The sequence below is a fragment of the Bacillus jepli genome, assembly GCF_047238305.1.
In the GTDB taxonomy this organism is placed as follows: domain Bacteria; phylum Bacillota; class Bacilli; order Bacillales; family Bacillaceae_L; genus Ferdinandcohnia.
On sequence record NZ_JBDFMO010000001.1, the window covers coordinates 4,106,674 to 4,124,353 of the forward strand.

Sequence of the window (17,680 nt, forward strand, 5' to 3'; positions counted from 1 at the left end):
TGAAAGGTGACAAACTTTGTAACATATATTTCTTTTCAGTTACATTCCAAGTTTCGTTTGTAATGTTTGACTCATTTAAAGTTTACGTCATCGGTTTTCTTTTTGAGGGGGTAAATATATTTTTTACTCATTATTTTTTCGAAAATAGCTTCAGGTTTATATTACCATCATTTCAGCGCCAGTTTAAGGAAACAATACTCACAAAAAGGAGAGAAGGAAACTTATGCATACAATGTGGAAAGGCTCAATCAGCTTTGGACTGGTAAACATCCCGATAAAGCTTTTTTCAGCAACTGAAGACAAAGACGTGAAACTCCGCAATCTTCATAAAGAATGCAATACCCCCATTCAATATGAAAAAATATGTCCAAATTGCGAAAAAGATGTAGGGACAGAGGATATCGTTAAGGGTTATGAATATGTAAAAGGGAAATTTGTTATTTTGAGTGATGAGGAACTAAAAGAACTTAAGGACGAGCATGAGGATAAAAGTGTCGAAATTATTGATTTTGTTAAGCTCGAAGAAATCGATCCAATCTATTTTAGCCGCTCTTATTTCATGGGACCGGGTGAAAATGGTAGTAAAGCATACGCACTACTTCGAGAGGCCTTACAAAAGTCAGGGAAGATTGGAATTGCTGAAATTACAATACGTTCAAAGCAACAAATGGCAATTATCCGTGTCTATAAAAACAGCCTTGTGATGGAAACGATCCATTACCCTGATGAAGTTCGCAACGTCGCTGAAGTTCCTGGTGTCCCTGAAAACATCGACCTTAATGAAAAAGAGCTCGATACGGCCATTATGCTGATTGACCAGTTAACAACTGAATTCAATCCAGAAAAGTATAAAGATGAATACCGCACTGCCCTTATGGAGCTTATCGAATCGAAAATAAATAACAATGAAGGAACGACCTCTAAAGAAGCTCCTCGTACGAATGTTGTAGACCTAATGAGTGCCCTGCAAGCAAGTATTGAACGGACAAAGTCCAAGGAAACAGCTACATCAAAGAAGGCCGCTGCTCCAAAAGGAAATGCAAAGCCAAAAGCAAAGCAAGAGGCACCAACAGGTACGGATAAGGGCACTTCTGTAAAACCAAAAGCTAGAACGACTCGTAAAAAAGTTGGTACATGATAGGGGCTCCTCTAAAGTGGTTTAATAAAGGAGTGACATGATGCTAAAGCCAATGCTTCCAACCCTTATTTTTGAAGCCCCAACTGGACCAAACTGGGTCTACGAAATTAAGTATGATGGATTCCGGGCAATGTTGCATTGGGACAATGATCGTATCCAGTTAATTAGTAGGAACGGAAACCTGCTTAATGAACAGTTTCCTGAGATTATTACACAATGTGAAGAACTATCAGATGTAATGAAACCGTACCTACCACTTGTTTTCGATGGGGAGCTTTGCATATTAGAATCACCTTTTAAAGCAAGCTTCGAGCTTATTCAGCAACGAGGACGATTGAAGAGTAAGGCTAAAATTGCTCAAGCATCTGCATCCAAGCCTGCTCAATATGTGGTGTTTGATCTATTGGTGTTTAGGAACGAAAATCTAATGGATAGGCCTTTTCAAGACAGGAAATTTACGTTATATAATCTCTTTAATGATGTAAAACTGCCTAGAGTGGTTAATCCATCTAATGAAGAACTCATTCAATTAGTTTCGTATGAACAAGATTTTCATTCAATTTGGGCAGTCGCAACTCAAGCTAATGCAGAAGGGATTATTGCAAAAAAGATTGATAGCACATGGGATGAAGGCAAGCGTACAACAAACTGGTACAAAATTAAAAATTGGCAGGTTGGCGCCTTTTTTATTCTGGGCTATGATAAAAAGAATGCCTTTTTCCATGTTGGAGTAATGAGAAAGAATGGAATATATGAGATTGGCTTGTTTTCACATGGTCTTTCTCCTGATGAACGACAGGCTTTACTTGGAGTTATTCAGGCAAATGCAATTGACGAAACTACTGGCTTTATTAAGGTAGAGCCTGGTATTTGTGTCGAACTCTTTTATTTAGAATTGTATAAAGAGCAACTACGGCAGCCAAGTTTTTCAAAATTCCGGTTTGATGTAGAGTGGCAGGACTGCACATGGGAAAAACTTGTGCGAAAAACACCGCTTCTACCTGAAGAGATTGAAATCACACATCCTGACAAACCACTTTGGAAAGATAAATCGATCACAAAGCTTGAGTATATCCACTATTTAGTGGAAGTTTCTCTTTATATGCTACCGTTTTTAAAGGACCGTTTATTAACTGTCATTCGATATCCACATGGAATGTATGGTGAGAAATTTTACCAAAAAAATTGTCCTGACTATGCACCCGACTTTATCCAAACTTCGATGTCTGAAGGAATTGACTATATTGTCTGTAATGATTTAAAAACTCTAACTTGGTTAGGGAATCAATTGAGTTTCGAGTTTCATATCCCGTTTCAAACGATTTATTCAAAAGGACCATCTGAGATTGTTTTTGATTTGGATCCTCCGTCCCGTGATGCTTTTCCATTAGCCAAAAAGGCAGCGACCATCTTAAAAGAAGTTTTTGATGGTCTTAAATTGACTTCATTTGTGAAAACATCTGGTAATAAAGGGTTACAGATTTATATACCACTTCCAGAAAACCGGTTTACGTATGATGACACAAGACAATTTACAGAGTTTATCGCAAACTATTTAACCACAATGGAACCTGAACTTTTTACAACGGAAAGACTTAAAAAGAACCGCGGCAACCGCCTGTATGTCGATTATGTGCAGCATGCTGAGGGAAAAACAATTGTTGCTCCATATTCAGTACGCGGAAATGATGGGGCGTATGTTGCCACTCCACTTTATTGGGAAGAGATTACGGATGATTTGTCTATTGAAGATTTTCCGTTGGAGTCGATTATGGAGCGAATCAATGAAAAAGGCTGCCCCTTTGCACATTATTTTGATGCAAAAGATGAACAGCCATTTGAACCTGTGTTAGAGTTTTTGCGGCAGAAGTAGGTTGAGCGCTGGTTTAGTTGGGCTAGAGTGGACTTTTTTAGAATTCAGCAGGGATGAAGAGCATTTGGCGATTTTTTTGGGGTTGAATTGCTCTTCATCCGGCTTATGAAGAGGATTCGGTGATCGGTTCTTGGCTTGAATTCCTCTTCAACTAACTCATTTGGTATAGCTTTTTCTTTATTTTTCCAAAAATCTACTGAAATATCGCACTTAAGACCAGACCTTTTCCAACAATATCCATAAGTCCTCGCATATCTACCTCTTATACCATGACTTTTTCCAACAATACCCATAAGTCCCCTCATATCTACCTCTTATGTTACCGTTTTTTCCAACAATATCCAAAAATCTATCATATCTCGCACTTATGCCTTAAATAAACTTAAACCCCCTATTCCCCTTCACCCCTCCTCCTCGTTTCCTTATCAAACAAACTATACACGAGTGGGATTACAAATAATGTTAACAGGGTACTACTTAATAATCCGCCGATGACGGTAATTCCCATTGGTTGGTTGATTTCCGAGCCTTCACCGATGCCAAATGCGAGAGGTAACAAACCCAAGATTGTCGTTGAGGCTGTCATCATCACCGGGCGTGTACGGTCTTTTACTGCCATAACAATAGCCTCGTACGAACTCATACCTTCTTCTTTTTTCCTATTAATATAATCCACAATCACAATCGCATTGTTGACAACAATACCCGCTAGGACAATAATTCCGATGATGGCTGTTATTCCGATTGGAGTGTTTGTGAAAAAGAGACCTAGTGCAACCCCGATCACCATTAATGGAACCGTAAACATAATCACAAATGGATATTTGAATGACTCAAATTGTGCAGCCATCACGAAGTAAATCAATGTTAAGGCTAGCACAAATGCTAATAGCATTTGATCCATCGCGGATTCCAACAGCTCTTTATCACCACTGTAAACAAGATCCGTTTCATCTGATAGCCCTAAGCCTTCCACCTTTTCATCAATTTTTTTCGAAATTGCGCCAAGATTGGTTGACGACACGTATTTCACTGTAAATTGAACAGCGTGCTGTTGGTCAATTCTTCGAACCGTTAATGGTCCTTCACCAATTGCAATATCAGCCACGTCATCTAATGGAACAAATGTATTTGCTTGTGTTTTTAAAAGAAGATCTCTAAGGCCTTCAATATGATTAGTAAAGTCTCGGCTATAGCCGACATTGACTGGATAGATCGTATTTTCTTGATCGATTAACTGAAGTGCTCGTGTACCTCTTGTCACATCATTGACCGTTGATGCAATTTGTACCGGCGCAAGCCCCTCTTCAAACGCTTTTTCTTTATCAATCGTAATTTGAAGCTCCTCAATCGTTTTCGAAACATCTGTTGATACTTTGGTAACATCCTTCAACGTTACAAGTGCATCCGCAATTTTATCTACTGCTTCATCGAGCCGTCCCTTATCTGTATCCTTCACATGGAACTGCAAAGTATTCGGTGTTGAACCTGACGAAGATTGTAGATTGAATTTAACAACTGCCTCTGGATGAAGCTCGCTAACCTTTGATTCGATTTTTTGCTTCGTATCATCAACAAATTCAAAGGTTGACCGCTTTCGTTCCTCAACCCCTACCATTTTCACATAAATCTCTGCTTCGTTGGTACTGCCCCCTCCTCGAAAGCTTTTTTCTTGAGTAGAGCCAATTAAGCTAACATAGACATCAACGTCTGGCTCCTTTTCTAGTTGCTTTTCAATCCCCTTGACTGTTTTTTGTGTTTCCTTCAGAGGTGTACCATTTTCTAGCTTCATATTTATTGTAAAAAAACCCTCATCGCTTTTCGGAATGAATTCCGTTCCGACCGTAAAAAGCCCAAATAGACTTACTCCAAACATCACTAACGTCACCAATAGTAATATGAAGCGATGCCTCAATGACCATCTTGTTGCATTCTCTAAAAAACGCATTCCTCTTGATGCCTGACGCCTTTTTTCGAGGTTCTCGTTTGGTCTTTTTAAAAATCGGCTTGCTAACATCGGGACCACAGTTAACGCGACAATGAGGGAGGCAAATAAACTAAATGCAATGGTAACTGCAAATTCGGTAAACAATTCTCCAATTAAACCGGTTATAAAGACCACAGGTAAAAAAACGGCAACCGTAGTTAAGGTTGAGGCAATAATGGCCGTTCCAATTTCTTTTGTTCCCTCTACAGCAGCCTGCTTTGGCTCTTTTCCCATGGATAAATGGCGGTAAATGTTTTCGATTACGACGATTGAATTATCGACGAGCATTCCAATCCCAAGGGCAAGTCCACCTAATGTGAGAATATTTAATGAGAAATCTGAAAAATACATGAGCACAAAGGTAACAATGACGGAATATGGAATCGCAATACCGATGATGAGTGGACTCTTTACATTTCGGAGGAAAAAAAAGAGCACAATCATGGCAAATAATCCACCGAGCAACAAGGTACTTGTGATGTTGCCAATTGCTATTTTGACGTAGTCTCCTTGGTCAAATAGGATATCAGCTTTTACATTTTTATATTTTTTCTGAGCCAGCTTCTTTTCTAATTCCTTTTGAAAGCTCTGCGAAACATTAGCTGTATTGGCATCTGATTCCTGAAGAACACTCACAAGCATGGCGGGCTCCATGTTCGCTCGAGTAATGGTCTTCTGTGATTCAGGGACAATCTTAATTTCGGCTAGGTCCGCTAAAACCACTTTTTCACCTAAAATGGGGTCAATTGTAATCGCAAGCTCCTCTAAATCGTCAACAGAATTCAAGCTACTAATGACCCTTGTAGTAAGCTCTTTCCCTTCAGATTCAATCGTATTTCCAGGAAGTGAAACTGCATTGGCCCGTAGGATGTTAACAATATCGGTTTGTGTGAGAGCATACTCTTCTAATTTTTCTTGATCTAATTCCACTTTTATTTCTTCTGATATAACACCAGACAGATTTACATTTGCGACACCTTCTACTTTATTGAGCTCAGTAACCAGCCCTTCAGCAAGCTCTTGAAGCCCTTTTTCATTCCCTTCCATACTCAGGGATAATTGGATGACCGGAAACTGTGAAGGGTCAAATTTTAAAAATCGTGGAGCCTCCGCATCATCCGTAATTTGTGTCTGATTGATGCGGCTTAAAATTTCGTTTTCAATGTCATCAATTGAGGTTGTCCACGAAAACTGTAATAAAATCAATGATGCACCTTCTTGGGAAGTCGAGGACATTGTTTTTAAGCCCGGCAATGTAGACAGGCTTTGTTCAAGCGGTTTTGTGACTTTTTCAGAGACTTCATTCGGGCTTGCTCCAAAATAGTTCGCAACAACCACCCCAACAGGAGGATTGATATCCGGGATTAACTTTAATGGTATATTCATTAAGGAAACGATTCCTAAAATAATCACTAAAAACATAGAAACCAAAGTAAAAGTGGGTCGTTTTATCGAAAATTTGCTGATATGCATTGATCTGTTCCTCTTTTCTAGAAAAGTACAATACAATTGCATTATACCCATATTACAAAAAAACTGCACACCCAAATTGAGTGTACAGTTTCTAGTAATCACCTTTTCTGAAAGGTTATTCTTTTAAGTCTTCGATTGAGTCAATGTCCATGTATTTAGGAACAACTAAGCCGATTTTCACACCTTCCATGCTGATGCCGATGTCTTCGAATTTACCTTCAAATTCTTTAGCGTAATCTGCATGTGTTACAGGTAGCCAGCCAGCTAAGAAAGCATCTACACTTCCGTCTGCAACACCCGTCCACATTGGACCAGCTTCAACTTGTCGTTGTGTTACTTTATAGCCTAGGTCTTCAAGGACATTTGTAATGACACTTGTACTTGCAATTGTACTATCCCATGCAACTAATGCAAGAGTTACCTCTTCACCATTACCTTCTTCTACACCATTTGTCCATTCGGAAACTTTTTCAGAATTTCCTTCGATCCATTTAGCTGCTGCATCTTTTGGATCTTCTCCATCTTGAATATCAACCATGATTTCTTCCATATCGGCTGCTTCCCATTTAAATTGACTTAAGAGCTTATACACACCAGGTAGATCTTCTTTTATGCCGAGTCTACCAATACTATGAATAAACTCTTCCCCACCATATACTTCTTTTGGATCTTCAAGATATTTTAGATCAAAAGCTGAGAATTTCCAGTGTGGAGTCCAACCTGTGACGATAATGGGCTTTTCTTTGTCATAAGCCTTCTTCAGTGCTGCTGTCATTGCTGCTCCAGAACCTTCAACTAACGTCCAATCCTCAAGTCCATACTCTTCAATTGCTGATCCTGTTGCTTTCATAATCCCTGCACCTGGGTCGATTCCAACAATCTTATAATCTACACTTTCCCCTACGGATGCGGATGATGAACTATTTCCCGTTTCCTCAGAACCTCCGCCACACGCGGCAAGTCCTATCGTTAATCCAATTGCTAATGACGCTTTTACTACTTTTTTAAACATTAAGCATTTCCCCCTTGTTTCTTTTTTCCTATATTTTGAGTAATCCGGTCTAGAATGATTGCAACAATAACAATTGCTAGACCAGCTTCAAAACCAGTTCCTGTTTGTAGCTGTGTTACTGCACGGTATACATCTGCTCCTAGTCCTGGTGCACCTACCATTGAGGCGATAACGACCATAGATAAAGCAAGCATAATGCTTTGGTTAATACCAGCCATAATTGTAGGCTTGGCAAGTGGTATTTGCACTTTTATTAACCTTTGTTTTGTTGTTGATCCAAAGGCTTCAGTTGCTTCAATTAAATCCTTTGGTACTTGAGTGATTCCTAGAATCGTTAATCGAATCGTAGGTGGCATTGCGAAAATAACAGATGCTACAACTCCAGGGACAACACCAATATTGAAGAAAAAGATTGCTGGTAATAGATATACAAAGGCTGGCATTGTTTGCATAAAGTCGAGTATCGGTATGACAATGTTGCCCACTGTTTTACTTTGTGATGCCCAGATTCCTAAAGGAATACCAATGATAACGGATATTCCAACAGAGGTTAATACAAGGGCAATTGTTTGAAGCATATTGTCCCAGTAGCCTAAATTATCGATGAGGAGTAATCCTATTAAAGTAAATAGAGCAATTTTCCAATTACAAATCTTCCAGGCTACTGCACCTAAAATAAGTGTTAATACTATTGAAGGAATAAATCCTAATCCTAAAACAATTCCTTCTACAAATCCTTCTAGGCCTGCTGCAATCCCTTCAAATAAAAATTCAAAGTTTGAAACTAACCAATCTACAAAAGTATCAACCCAACTTGCGATTGGCAGCTTTGGTAATAAACCTTCCATCATAATACCTCCCTTTCATCACTTGGAGGGAGTTGTTCAGCCCCAAAGTCATTTATATATGTGTTGTTGCCTGCAAGTGCACCAATGACCGCACCTCGAATGACAATTCCCTTGAGACGATTTTGTTCATCAACAACCGCTACTGGTATCGTCGCTTGTGATACATCATCAAATAAATCAACAAGCAATGTACTCGTTTCAACGGTTTTAAGATTTTTTTCCATAACATCTGCCAAGGTTAAATTTTGCTCAACAGCTTTCGAAGCTTCTACTGCACTAACAGCACCCAATAGCCTATTCTGCTTATCAACGACATAAACAGTTGATAAACCGTTATCCTTCATAATTTTAAGAGCAAGTCTTGCACCTTTATCAACCAGAACGGTTTCGGCACGTTTGACGATATGTCCGGCAGTTAGCACCTTAGACAAATCGACATCCTCGACAAATCTTTCTACATATTCATTAGATGGATTCATAAGAATTTCTTCAGGGGTTCCGATTTGAACGATATTGCCGTCCTTCATTAAGGCAATACGGTCACCGATTCGTAATGCTTCGTCCAGGTCGTGAGTAATAAAGACGATTGTTTTTTCCATTGATCCTTGTAATTCAATCAATTCATCTTGCATGTCCTTACGAATCAAGGGATCAAGGGCACTGAATGCTTCGTCCATTAATAAAATATCCGGGTCATTTGCAAGGGCTCTTGCAAGTCCCACACGCTGTTGCATCCCACCACTAAGCTGGTCAGGATATTGATGTTCATAGCCTTCTAGGCCAACTAGCTTAAGAGCTTCCAATGCTTTTTGAGAGCGTTCTTGCTTTTGTACGCCTTGGATTTCAAGGCCATATTCAGTGTTTTGGAGAACCGTTTTATGCGGGAATAATGCGAAGCGCTGAAAAACCATACTCATTTTTTTTCGACGAACTTCACGGATTTCTTCTTTATTCATGGAGACGACATCTTTTCCATCGATGAAAACATGGCCAGATGTTGGTTCTATTAATCTATTTAAAAGACGAACCAAAGTCGACTTTCCACTTCCTGATAAACCCATAATGACAAAAATTTCACCTGGATAAACCTCAAAGGTTGCTTGATTCACACCCACTGTTGAGCCTGTACTTTTTAAGATTTCTGACTTGGTTTTTCCTTCTTTTAATAGTTGGATTGCTTTTTTAGATGAGCGTCCAAATATTTTTGTTACATTAGAAACCTTTATTTTTACTTGTTTTTCACTTTCCATTCTGTCACCTCAATTTTTCCTGATGATCTAACCCGAACAATTATTTGATATTCTTACAAAGCTAATAAAATACCGATGTAGAAAGCAATTAGTAACTATGACCTATTAATTGTATTAATAATATTGAAATTTCACAAAAGGGATATAACGGGATATTCGGTCGTAAAGTTTGTAAAGTTAAAACTGTACATACTTTACATTCTTTATTCTTAAAATTCCTCCAATATCCTCCATAATCCTTTTAGCAGCTCCCCTTTACATTCCATCTCCAAATATGTAGGCTATATATATTAAAGACTTTGTTGTAGGATGTGAATCTATTTGCAAGGCGAAGACAAACTAGAAAAAGCTCGAGAACGTGTAATTGATGCGATCGCTCAAAATATGAATTTGTATGGGGTAACTCCTTCTGTCGGCCGACTTTGGGGTCTCATGTATTTTCAAGATGAGCCGATGACACTTGATGACATGAAACAAGAGTTAGGCATGAGCAAAACCAGTATGAGTACCTCCGTTCGGAACTTAATGGAATTAAAAATGGTCGATAAGGTGTGGAAAAAAGGGATACGAAAAGATCTATATGAGGTTGAGGAAGATTGGTATCAAACCTTTATTGATTTTTTTACGATAAAGTGGAGAAGTGGTATTTCCATGAATGTCAGCGCCATCCAAAAATCATTATCCGACCTTAAGGAGCTAATAAAGGACGAGCAAGTAAGCAATGAAATTAAAGCCGAAGCCGAAAGTGATATTGTAAAGTTAAATAAAGCATTAGAATACTATTTTTGGCTTGACCGACTAGTAGACAGCTTCGAAACACATGAAATCTTTACATTTGTTCCAAAAGAGTAACGTTTATGAACGTTGCTTTTTTTCATTTAAAAATAGATTACGATTCACTGATATACTTCATCGATTTGACCGAAATACATACCCTACAATATGGGGGTGAAAAAATGCCATTATGGGGCTGGCTGTTAGTCTTTTTTGGAGGGTTACTCCTCGTAGGTTTTGTAGCTGACCGAATTTCAAAAAAGAATCGTTCTACCGACTCCCGCAAAATTCAAAAACAAGTCGATGAAGTCAAGAACAACCATTCCAATTATCATCACTTTTTATAAATGAAGAAAGCAGCCCGAAATTAAAAACGGGCTGCTTTTTTCATTATGCCTGTACTTCCTGTGACTCTGGGTAGTCATTGTCCACCAATGCAGTATCTTCCGTTAATTGATAACCTGCAATTGTTACGAGACCAAGCATGAATAACAGCATTAATTTTTTCATTTTTCCATCTCCTTTTTAACTCTTATTTTTTATTGATATAGGTGACTATGTTTTTTCAAAGACGAGATTGCCTTTGAAAAATAATAGCTTGCTAACTTATATTTATGATTTTCTTGATAGATTTTCCCAAGTTCCTCGCAATAATATGCAATGTAGAGATGATGGCCAATCCCTTCGAAATATGACAATGCATCTTTTTCAATAAACTTTAGTAGATTTTCAGAATTCTGGAGTAAATAATCATAATAGATAAAATGAATGTTGAATTCAGTTAGATCTTGATGCTTCTCCACGATTTCAAATCCTTCGTGAAGCCAAAATTTGCAATTATCATAGTCCTCGATTTTATAATATTCTTCGATTAAACCATGGATCGAGCGCAGCCGACCAATGACCATATGCTCTTCTTTATGCTCGAGGCTATTTCTAAATTGTTCGATAGCCAAAGTGGATTTTCCAAGTTTCGAATAAAGGACAGCTTGGTTATGGTAAATCAATCCTATTAAAGATGGATCATTTATGCCTTCAGCTACCTTTGTTGCTAATAAGTAGTTTTCTTCGGCCATTTCAAATTCATTTATTTTTTCATAGCTGATCCCCAGTAAAATTTGACATTCAGCACTTCTTTTTAAATCATAAAGAGACTGATAGATGGCTAGTGCCTTCTGGATATACACAATACTTAAGGCTAGTTTCCCCATTCGATTATGATTAAGCCCTTTATAATAATACAAATCAGCCGTTTCCCAGCTTTCAAAGTGGACACTACTTGTTAAAATTTCTTCGGCAACCTTAAAATGTTCTATTGCTACAGAAAATTGGCTTTTAAAATAATAAAATTGACCTACAATTTTTTCATAAAAATAATTCATACGGATATCAAATATATCTTTATACAATTCAATTTTCTTAATTTGCGCTTCGGCTTTGTCTAATTGTTTGATAAAAATAAAATATCGCAACTCAAAGAGGACAAAGAAAATGGCAACCCTTGAATCATTGGTATTCTTACTTTCATAGGACTCATAGAAAGCGACGGCTGGTTCCCTTTTTCGTGCAACCATTAAGTGGTACCAATCATGAAGCTCCCGTAATTGCTCGTATTCTTCACTTTCTATCAGCTTGATTCCTAATCGTTCACATAATAATTCGAGAACCTCAATACTTGCTGAGGTTTGGTTATTTTCTATTTTTGAAAGATAAGAAATTGAGATAATCTCGTTTGCCAGCTCTTCTTGTGTCATATTTTTTTGAATTCGAAAGAAACGTATTCTGCTTCCTATCTCCATATTTCATACCCTCTCATTGGCTTACTGTATATATTCTCTTTCTAGAAAAATGGTAAAAACCCTCTTTTTTACATTAGGTAAAAAGACTTATTTTTAGGATATGGGTCACAAAGATATCTTCACAGAAGTGGCGTTAACATTTTTTAATCAATTCCTTAGAAATCCTATGCTCCACATTTCCTATATATGTAAAACCATAACGAAATAAACAATTAGTACTATATGAAAAACGGCCCCATCGTTCGGGACCGTTTTCTTATTTTTTCTTTACTTTTGCAAGTTCTGTAGATCCAGCAGTTGCTTGCCCGCTTCCGATCTTTTCAAACGTTTCAACTGCATCAAAATTAGTAATGACAATTGGTGTAATAGTGCTTGCAGCTTTTTCTTTTACTAAATCAAGGTCAAAGGTGACCAGTTCAGTACCAACCTCGACTTTGTCTCCTTCTTTTACATGAGTGGTGAATCCTTCCCCTTTCATGTTCACTGTCTCAAGTCCAATATGTATGAGGAGTTCCAAACCAATTTCTGTTTTAATTCCAATTGCGTGTTTCGTAGGAAAAACCTGGATAATTTCTCCTTTAACAGGTGAAACAATTTTTCCTTCAGACGGCTCAATGGCAAGTCCATCTCCCATCATTTTTTGAGAAAATACTGGATCTGGTACCTCTTCTAAAGCGAGAATTTTACCAGTCACTGGGGCAATTAGCATTTCCTCAGTTTTTTTATCTTTACTACCAAATAATTTTTTAAACATACTAGACCTCCAAAATTAAAGATATGTTTAGTTGTATCATACCCAGAACAAGAAAAAAAGAATAATGAATTGAATAAATTACTTTTACATTTTTCCGAAATATTGTTCAATATCTATGTATCAAGATGAAGGATTATTAGAGATTATGTCGAATTTAATGATGTAGTATTCAGAAGGTTTAGACTAAGGGGGTATCACAAAATTGCTTGATCACATTGGGCATGTTCTCTATCATGTACTCATCGTCATTTTTCCTATTCTTCTATATTATTTACTGATCATTCAAGACAATAGCTTTACACCCAAGCACTATTCGAATAAATTATTCGGAATGATTGTCATTATCCTTCTGTTGACAATGTCATTTCCCGTAACCTATTCAAATGGCTTTTCTTATGATTTCAGAGTCATCCCTATATTCGTTGCATTTCTCTATATCGGATTATTCCAAGGAATTTCTGTCATTATCATTATGTTAGTTTATTTACATGTACTTGGAGATTCTGTCTTTTTTATAACCCTAATGAACTACTCAGTTATTACCATCATTTTTTATTTTCTATTAAAAAAATATCATTCTTTGCTATTAAATAAAAAACTGATACTCCTTTCAACCCTTTACTGTTTTATTTTTATAACGAGAACAATCACTTTGGTAAAAAATGATCTGACTGAACAAATCTTAGAGATATCCGTTTTTTCAATGGTTACATTGATTACACTTTTATTGGTAGTTCTACTAATCGAAAACTTAAACCACCAAATCCAATTACAAAGGGAACTAAGACGTTCTGAAAAAATGAATGTGATCAGCCAACTCGCAGCCTCTGTTGCCCATGAAGTTCGGAATCCATTAACAACAGTAAACGGCTTTTTACAGTTAATCATTCGAGATGACAATATTACTGAAAAACAGCGAAATTATATTGATATTACTCTTTCAGAATTAAATCGTGCTCAATCGATTATTAATGATTATTTATCCCTGGCAAAGCCTAATAATAGTAGTACACAATTAATTAACATCAGCGAAGAACTCGCAAAAACCGTCGAGTTAATGACATCCTATACAAATATCCAAAATATTGAAGTCGAAACCTCTATTGAAAAACTTTTGTTTATTAATGGGAATAAGGATGAGATTAAGCAGGTTCTAATAAATATCATTAAAAACGCAATTGAAGCGATTGGGAACGACGGATTGCTAATGATTGAAGCTTTTTTAAAAGAGAATGAAATCACGGTAAAAATAACGGATAATGGTCCGGGCATGACTAAAGAACAACTGTCAAAAATCGGAACACCCTTTTATTCAACAAAAGACAAAGGAACGGGTGTTGGACTAACGATTTGTTTTCAAATCATTGAACAGTTAAAAGGCTCAATTGAAGTTGAAAGTGCCATTGGCAAAGGCACAACCTTTACAATAAAGCTACCTACATACCAACCACCATCTACAATAGATATAAATAATGAGGTGTGATAAGAAATGTGTGGACGATTTACTCTATTTGCAGAGTTCGATGACATTCTCAATCGGTTTGATATTGAAGCCACAATTGAACAAAATTTATATATCCCTAGCTTTAATATTGCCCCCTCTCATTCGGTCCTTTCTGTAATCAATGATGGTAGACGAAATCGCCTTGGTTATTTGCGGTGGGGCTTCGTTCCTTCCTGGGCAAAGGATGAAAAGATTGGCTATAAAATGATCAATGCCCGCGCAGAAACGATTACCGAAAAACCAAGTTTTCGCCAAGCATTCAGACAAAGACGCTGTCTCGTTATTGCGGATAGCTTTTACGAATGGAAAAAGGGTACTGATAAATCGAAAACACCGATGCGAATTAAATTAAAATCAGATGAGCTTTTTGCAATGGCGGGAATCTGGGAGCGTTGGCAATCCCCTGATGGGAATGCATTGTTTTCTTGCTCGATCATTACGACCACTCCAAATGAACTAATGAAAGATATCCATGACCGGATGCCCGTTATATTGCGAAAGGAAGATGAAAAGCTATGGCTTAACCCTTCTTTTGATGATATTTCAATGGTTACAGATTTACTCAAACCATTGGCCGCAGAAGAGATGGAAGCTTACGAGGTCTCAGCTTTAGTCAACTCACCTCGAAATAACTCACCGAATTTAATTCAAAAAATATGTTAAAGGACTACGACTGCGATCCAAGACGGATTCAGTCTTTTTTGTTTTCACGATTAAGCGGGATAAACCACCATTATTTGGAGATAAATAAAATGATTTACAAAAGCGATTGGAGTAATATTTATGAAGTTTGCCCATTTATCAATCGAACTGATTACCGGCTTTTTCTTACTATTTTTCATCGTCAAAATTGTTGGTAGAAAAATCATCAACCGCCTTACACCATTTACATACATTGCAGGGATTGTCTTCGGAGAAATATTAGGAAATGCACTCTACGAAGATAGGATAAACACCTTTTATATCGTTTACTCGATGTGCCTTTGGGGATTATTATTATTCACTGTTGAGTTTCTTGGTCAAAAATTATTATTTTTCCGTGGAATTTTTGAAGGAAAACCGATTGCTCTTATCAAAAACGGAGCCGTTGATAAAGAAGCCTTAAAAAAGGCTAGGTTGAACATTAACCAATTACAAAGTCTTCTTCGCGAACGCGAAACATTTTCCGTTCGTGAGGTAGCGTTTTGTTTTCTCGAGGCAAATGGTAAAATTAGTATTTTAAAGAAAGCAAAATATCAAAAAACAACAGTAGAAGATTTTAACCTCCCAGAAAAACCTATCTTTGTACCTGTAACCCTCATTCGAGATGGAAAAGTATTATGGGACGAAATTCAAGATTTAGGATTTAATGAAGAATGGTTAAGAAATCAGCTTCAATCACAAAACGTTACAGATTATAAAGATATCTTCTTAGCAGAATGGCAGGAAGATGACGGAATTTTTGTACAAACCTACTAACCTTTAGGGGTGATTTTACGTGGATTTTCCAACTATCCATACAAATTTTTGGGATGCTGTATTTGCAGTGCCTTTCGTCATGATCATCACACAAATTTCAAAAATACTTTTGAAAATACCGAAAAGGTATGTTCCAACACTTGCTATTATAATTGGATTACTGGTCTCTGTTTTTTATAGTCATCGACACGATCTAGCAGCTGGACTTTTCATGGGTTGGTTTTATGGTTCAGCTGCAATCGGATCTTACGCTTCCTTGAAAACCACTATATTAGCATATCGAAAAACGAGCGAATAGTTAGTAAAGATTTATCATGATTAGAGTCGATAAACAATAAAAATCTATGTTAAAATAAAGCCTATATCCAATCTATACTTGGACTATAGGATTTTTTACGTGGATTTTTTTGGATTCGAGTTAACGAAAGTATTTTTTAGTATAATAATTTCCATCTTTTTAAAATTTATTAACAATTAACAATTTTCATGTTAAACTTACAAATATTATTCTTACAATATCATTTTGAACAACTATGAAAAAGGGGGAAAAAAGATGAAAGTAATGTTTCACAAATGGAATCAAATTAGCCTTGTTAAACGAATACTTGCTGGTATTATTTTAGGCGTTCTCTTAGCTTTGATTGTTCCTAAGGGAGCAAGCTGGGTTACCATCTTCGGTTCATTATTTGTTGGTGCTTTAAAAGCAGTTGCACCAGTATTGGTCTTATTCTTAGTTATTGATGCCATATCTAAACACAAAAGTGGTACCCAAACAAATATCAAATCAATTATAGGACTTTATGCGATAGGAACTTTTGTAGCCGGATTTGTTGCTGTTGTTGCAAGCTTTCTCTTCCCAGTTAAACTGACACTTGTTACAGGTGCAGAAGACCTTGCTCCTCCAAGTGGCATATTAGAGGTGCTGCAAACATTGTTATTTAATGTGGTAGACAACCCTGTTAACGCACTAATAAATGCAAACTACATCGGAATTCTTGCTTGGGCGATTCTTTTAGGGATTGCATTAAAAAGTGCAAACGAAACAACAAAGACTCTATTATCAAATGTTTCTGATGCAATCACAAAAGTTGTAAAATGGATCATTAGTTTAGCTCCAATTGGAATTATGGGATTAGTGTTCGATGCATTAGTTACGAATGGACTGACCGCGCTGATGGAATATGGTAAAATTCTTGCCTTATTACTCGGCTGTATGTTCTTTATTGCACTTGTTGTGAATCCATTGATTGTTTATTTCTACATTCGCAAAAATCCATATCCACTTGTTTTTCAATGTTTAAGAGAGAGTGGATTGACTGCTTTCTTTACTCGTAGCTCTGCTGCGAACATTCCGGTAAACATGAACTTATGTGAAAAACTTGGGTTAAATAAAGATACGTATTCCGTTTCCATCCCATTAGGCGGTACTGTTAATATGGCAGGTGCTGCAGTAACCATTTCTGTCTTAACACTAGCAGCCGTTCACACTCTTGACATTGAAGTTGATTTTGCAACAGCTCTTATTCTTAGTATACTAGCGGCGATTTCTGCTGCAGGGGCATCTGGTGTTGCGGGTGGATCCTTGTTGCTTATACCGTTAGCATCAAATTTATTCGGTATTCCAAACGACATTGCTATGCAAGTCGTTGGTGTTGGTTTCATTATCGGAGTCCTTCAAGACTCTTGTGAAACCGCCCTTAACTCATCATCTGATGTCCTTTTCACAGCAACAGCTGAATATGCGAAAAAGCGAAAAGACATGAAAAAAGCTGTGAGTAAGACAGCTTAAATACACTGATTAAATGTTTGA

16 protein-coding genes are annotated in these 17,680 nt (G+C 37.1%); 9 read left to right on the plus strand and 7 right to left on the minus strand.

The features are described from left to right. The first annotated feature begins 223 nt into the window (after nt 1-223). Complete coding sequence (gene ku / locus ABC371_RS20940) at nt 224-1,138, plus strand: non-homologous end joining protein Ku (protein ID WP_412898566.1); 915 nt, start codon at nt 224-226, stop codon at nt 1,136-1,138. Between the two features lie 40 nt (nt 1,139-1,178). After that, nucleotides 1,179-3,011, plus strand: a complete 1,833-nt coding sequence (locus ABC371_RS20945; RefSeq protein ID WP_412899412.1) for a DNA ligase D — start codon at nt 1,179-1,181, stop codon at nt 3,009-3,011. Nucleotides 3,012-3,055: 44 nt separating this feature from the next. On the opposite strand, the gene ABC371_RS20950 is transcribed toward ABC371_RS20945, so the two are convergent. From ABC371_RS20950 to proV, 5 genes are all read right to left on the minus strand, one after another. Beyond that, complete coding sequence (locus tag ABC371_RS20950; RefSeq protein ID WP_412898567.1) at nt 3,056-3,304, minus strand: hypothetical protein; 249 nt, start codon at nt 3,302-3,304, stop codon at nt 3,056-3,058. Between the two features lie 98 nt (nt 3,305-3,402). Continuing rightward, nucleotides 3,403-6,471 (minus strand): efflux RND transporter permease subunit, encoded by a 3,069-nt coding sequence (locus tag ABC371_RS20955; RefSeq protein WP_412898568.1) that lies wholly within the window; start codon nt 6,469-6,471, stop codon nt 3,403-3,405. 115 nt (nt 6,472-6,586) lie between these two features. Continuing rightward, nucleotides 6,587-7,483: a glycine betaine ABC transporter substrate-binding protein gene (locus tag ABC371_RS20960; protein ID WP_412898569.1), complete on the minus strand. Its 897-nt coding sequence runs from the start codon at nt 7,481-7,483 to the stop codon at nt 6,587-6,589. After that, entirely contained in the window at nt 7,483-8,331 is an 849-nt protein-coding gene (locus ABC371_RS20965; RefSeq protein ID WP_412899413.1) for an ABC transporter permease, read from the minus strand. The genes ABC371_RS20960 and ABC371_RS20965 overlap by 1 nt, the downstream gene beginning before the upstream one ends. Next, complete coding sequence (gene proV, locus ABC371_RS20970) at nt 8,331-9,581, minus strand: glycine betaine/L-proline ABC transporter ATP-binding protein ProV (protein ID WP_412898570.1); 1,251 nt, start codon at nt 9,579-9,581, stop codon at nt 8,331-8,333. Before proV ends, ABC371_RS20965 begins: the two co-directional genes overlap by 1 nt. A gap of 321 nt (nt 9,582-9,902) precedes the next feature. Between proV and cudC the strand changes: the two genes are divergently transcribed. Continuing rightward, nucleotides 9,903-10,433, plus strand: a complete 531-nt coding sequence (gene cudC / locus ABC371_RS20975) for a choline uptake/conversion transcriptional regulator CudC (RefSeq protein WP_412898571.1) — start codon at nt 9,903-9,905, stop codon at nt 10,431-10,433. Nucleotides 10,434-10,537: 104 nt separating this feature from the next. Continuing rightward, entirely contained in the window at nt 10,538-10,702 is a 165-nt protein-coding gene (locus tag ABC371_RS20980; RefSeq protein WP_154670425.1) for a hypothetical protein, read from the plus strand. Nucleotides 10,703-10,894: 192 nt separating this feature from the next. On the opposite strand, the gene ABC371_RS20985 is transcribed toward ABC371_RS20980, so the two are convergent. Both ABC371_RS20985 and ABC371_RS20990 read right to left on the minus strand, forming a co-directional pair. Beyond that, on the minus strand, nt 10,895-12,154 hold the full coding sequence (locus ABC371_RS20985; protein WP_412898572.1) for a tetratricopeptide repeat protein: 1,260 nt from the start codon (nt 12,152-12,154) through the stop codon (nt 10,895-10,897). A gap of 256 nt (nt 12,155-12,410) precedes the next feature. Beyond that, the gene (locus ABC371_RS20990; protein WP_412898573.1) at nt 12,411-12,908 is read right to left on the minus strand and encodes a PTS sugar transporter subunit IIA; all 498 of its coding nucleotides are present in this window, start codon (nt 12,906-12,908) and stop codon (nt 12,411-12,413) included. A gap of 202 nt (nt 12,909-13,110) precedes the next feature. Here ABC371_RS20990 and ABC371_RS20995 point away from each other — a divergent pair, with 202 nt between their 5' ends. From ABC371_RS20995 to sstT, 5 genes are all read left to right on the plus strand, one after another. Further along, a complete protein-coding gene (locus tag ABC371_RS20995; protein WP_412898574.1) occupies nt 13,111-14,391 on the plus strand; it encodes an ATP-binding protein in 1,281 nt (426 codons plus the stop codon). Between the two features lie 6 nt (nt 14,392-14,397). Then, a complete protein-coding gene (locus ABC371_RS21000; protein ID WP_412898575.1) occupies nt 14,398-15,075 on the plus strand; it encodes an SOS response-associated peptidase in 678 nt (225 codons plus the stop codon). 120 nt (nt 15,076-15,195) lie between these two features. Beyond that, nucleotides 15,196-15,870 (plus strand): YetF domain-containing protein, encoded by a 675-nt coding sequence (locus ABC371_RS21005; protein WP_412898576.1) that lies wholly within the window; start codon nt 15,196-15,198, stop codon nt 15,868-15,870. A 19-nt stretch (nt 15,871-15,889) separates the two neighbouring features. After that, a complete protein-coding gene (locus tag ABC371_RS21010; RefSeq protein WP_412898577.1) occupies nt 15,890-16,168 on the plus strand; it encodes a hypothetical protein in 279 nt (92 codons plus the stop codon). 255 nt (nt 16,169-16,423) lie between these two features. Further along, the gene (gene sstT, locus ABC371_RS21015; protein ID WP_412898578.1) at nt 16,424-17,659 is read left to right on the plus strand and encodes a serine/threonine transporter SstT; all 1,236 of its coding nucleotides are present in this window, start codon (nt 16,424-16,426) and stop codon (nt 17,657-17,659) included. Nucleotides 17,660-17,680 lie beyond the last annotated feature (21 nt).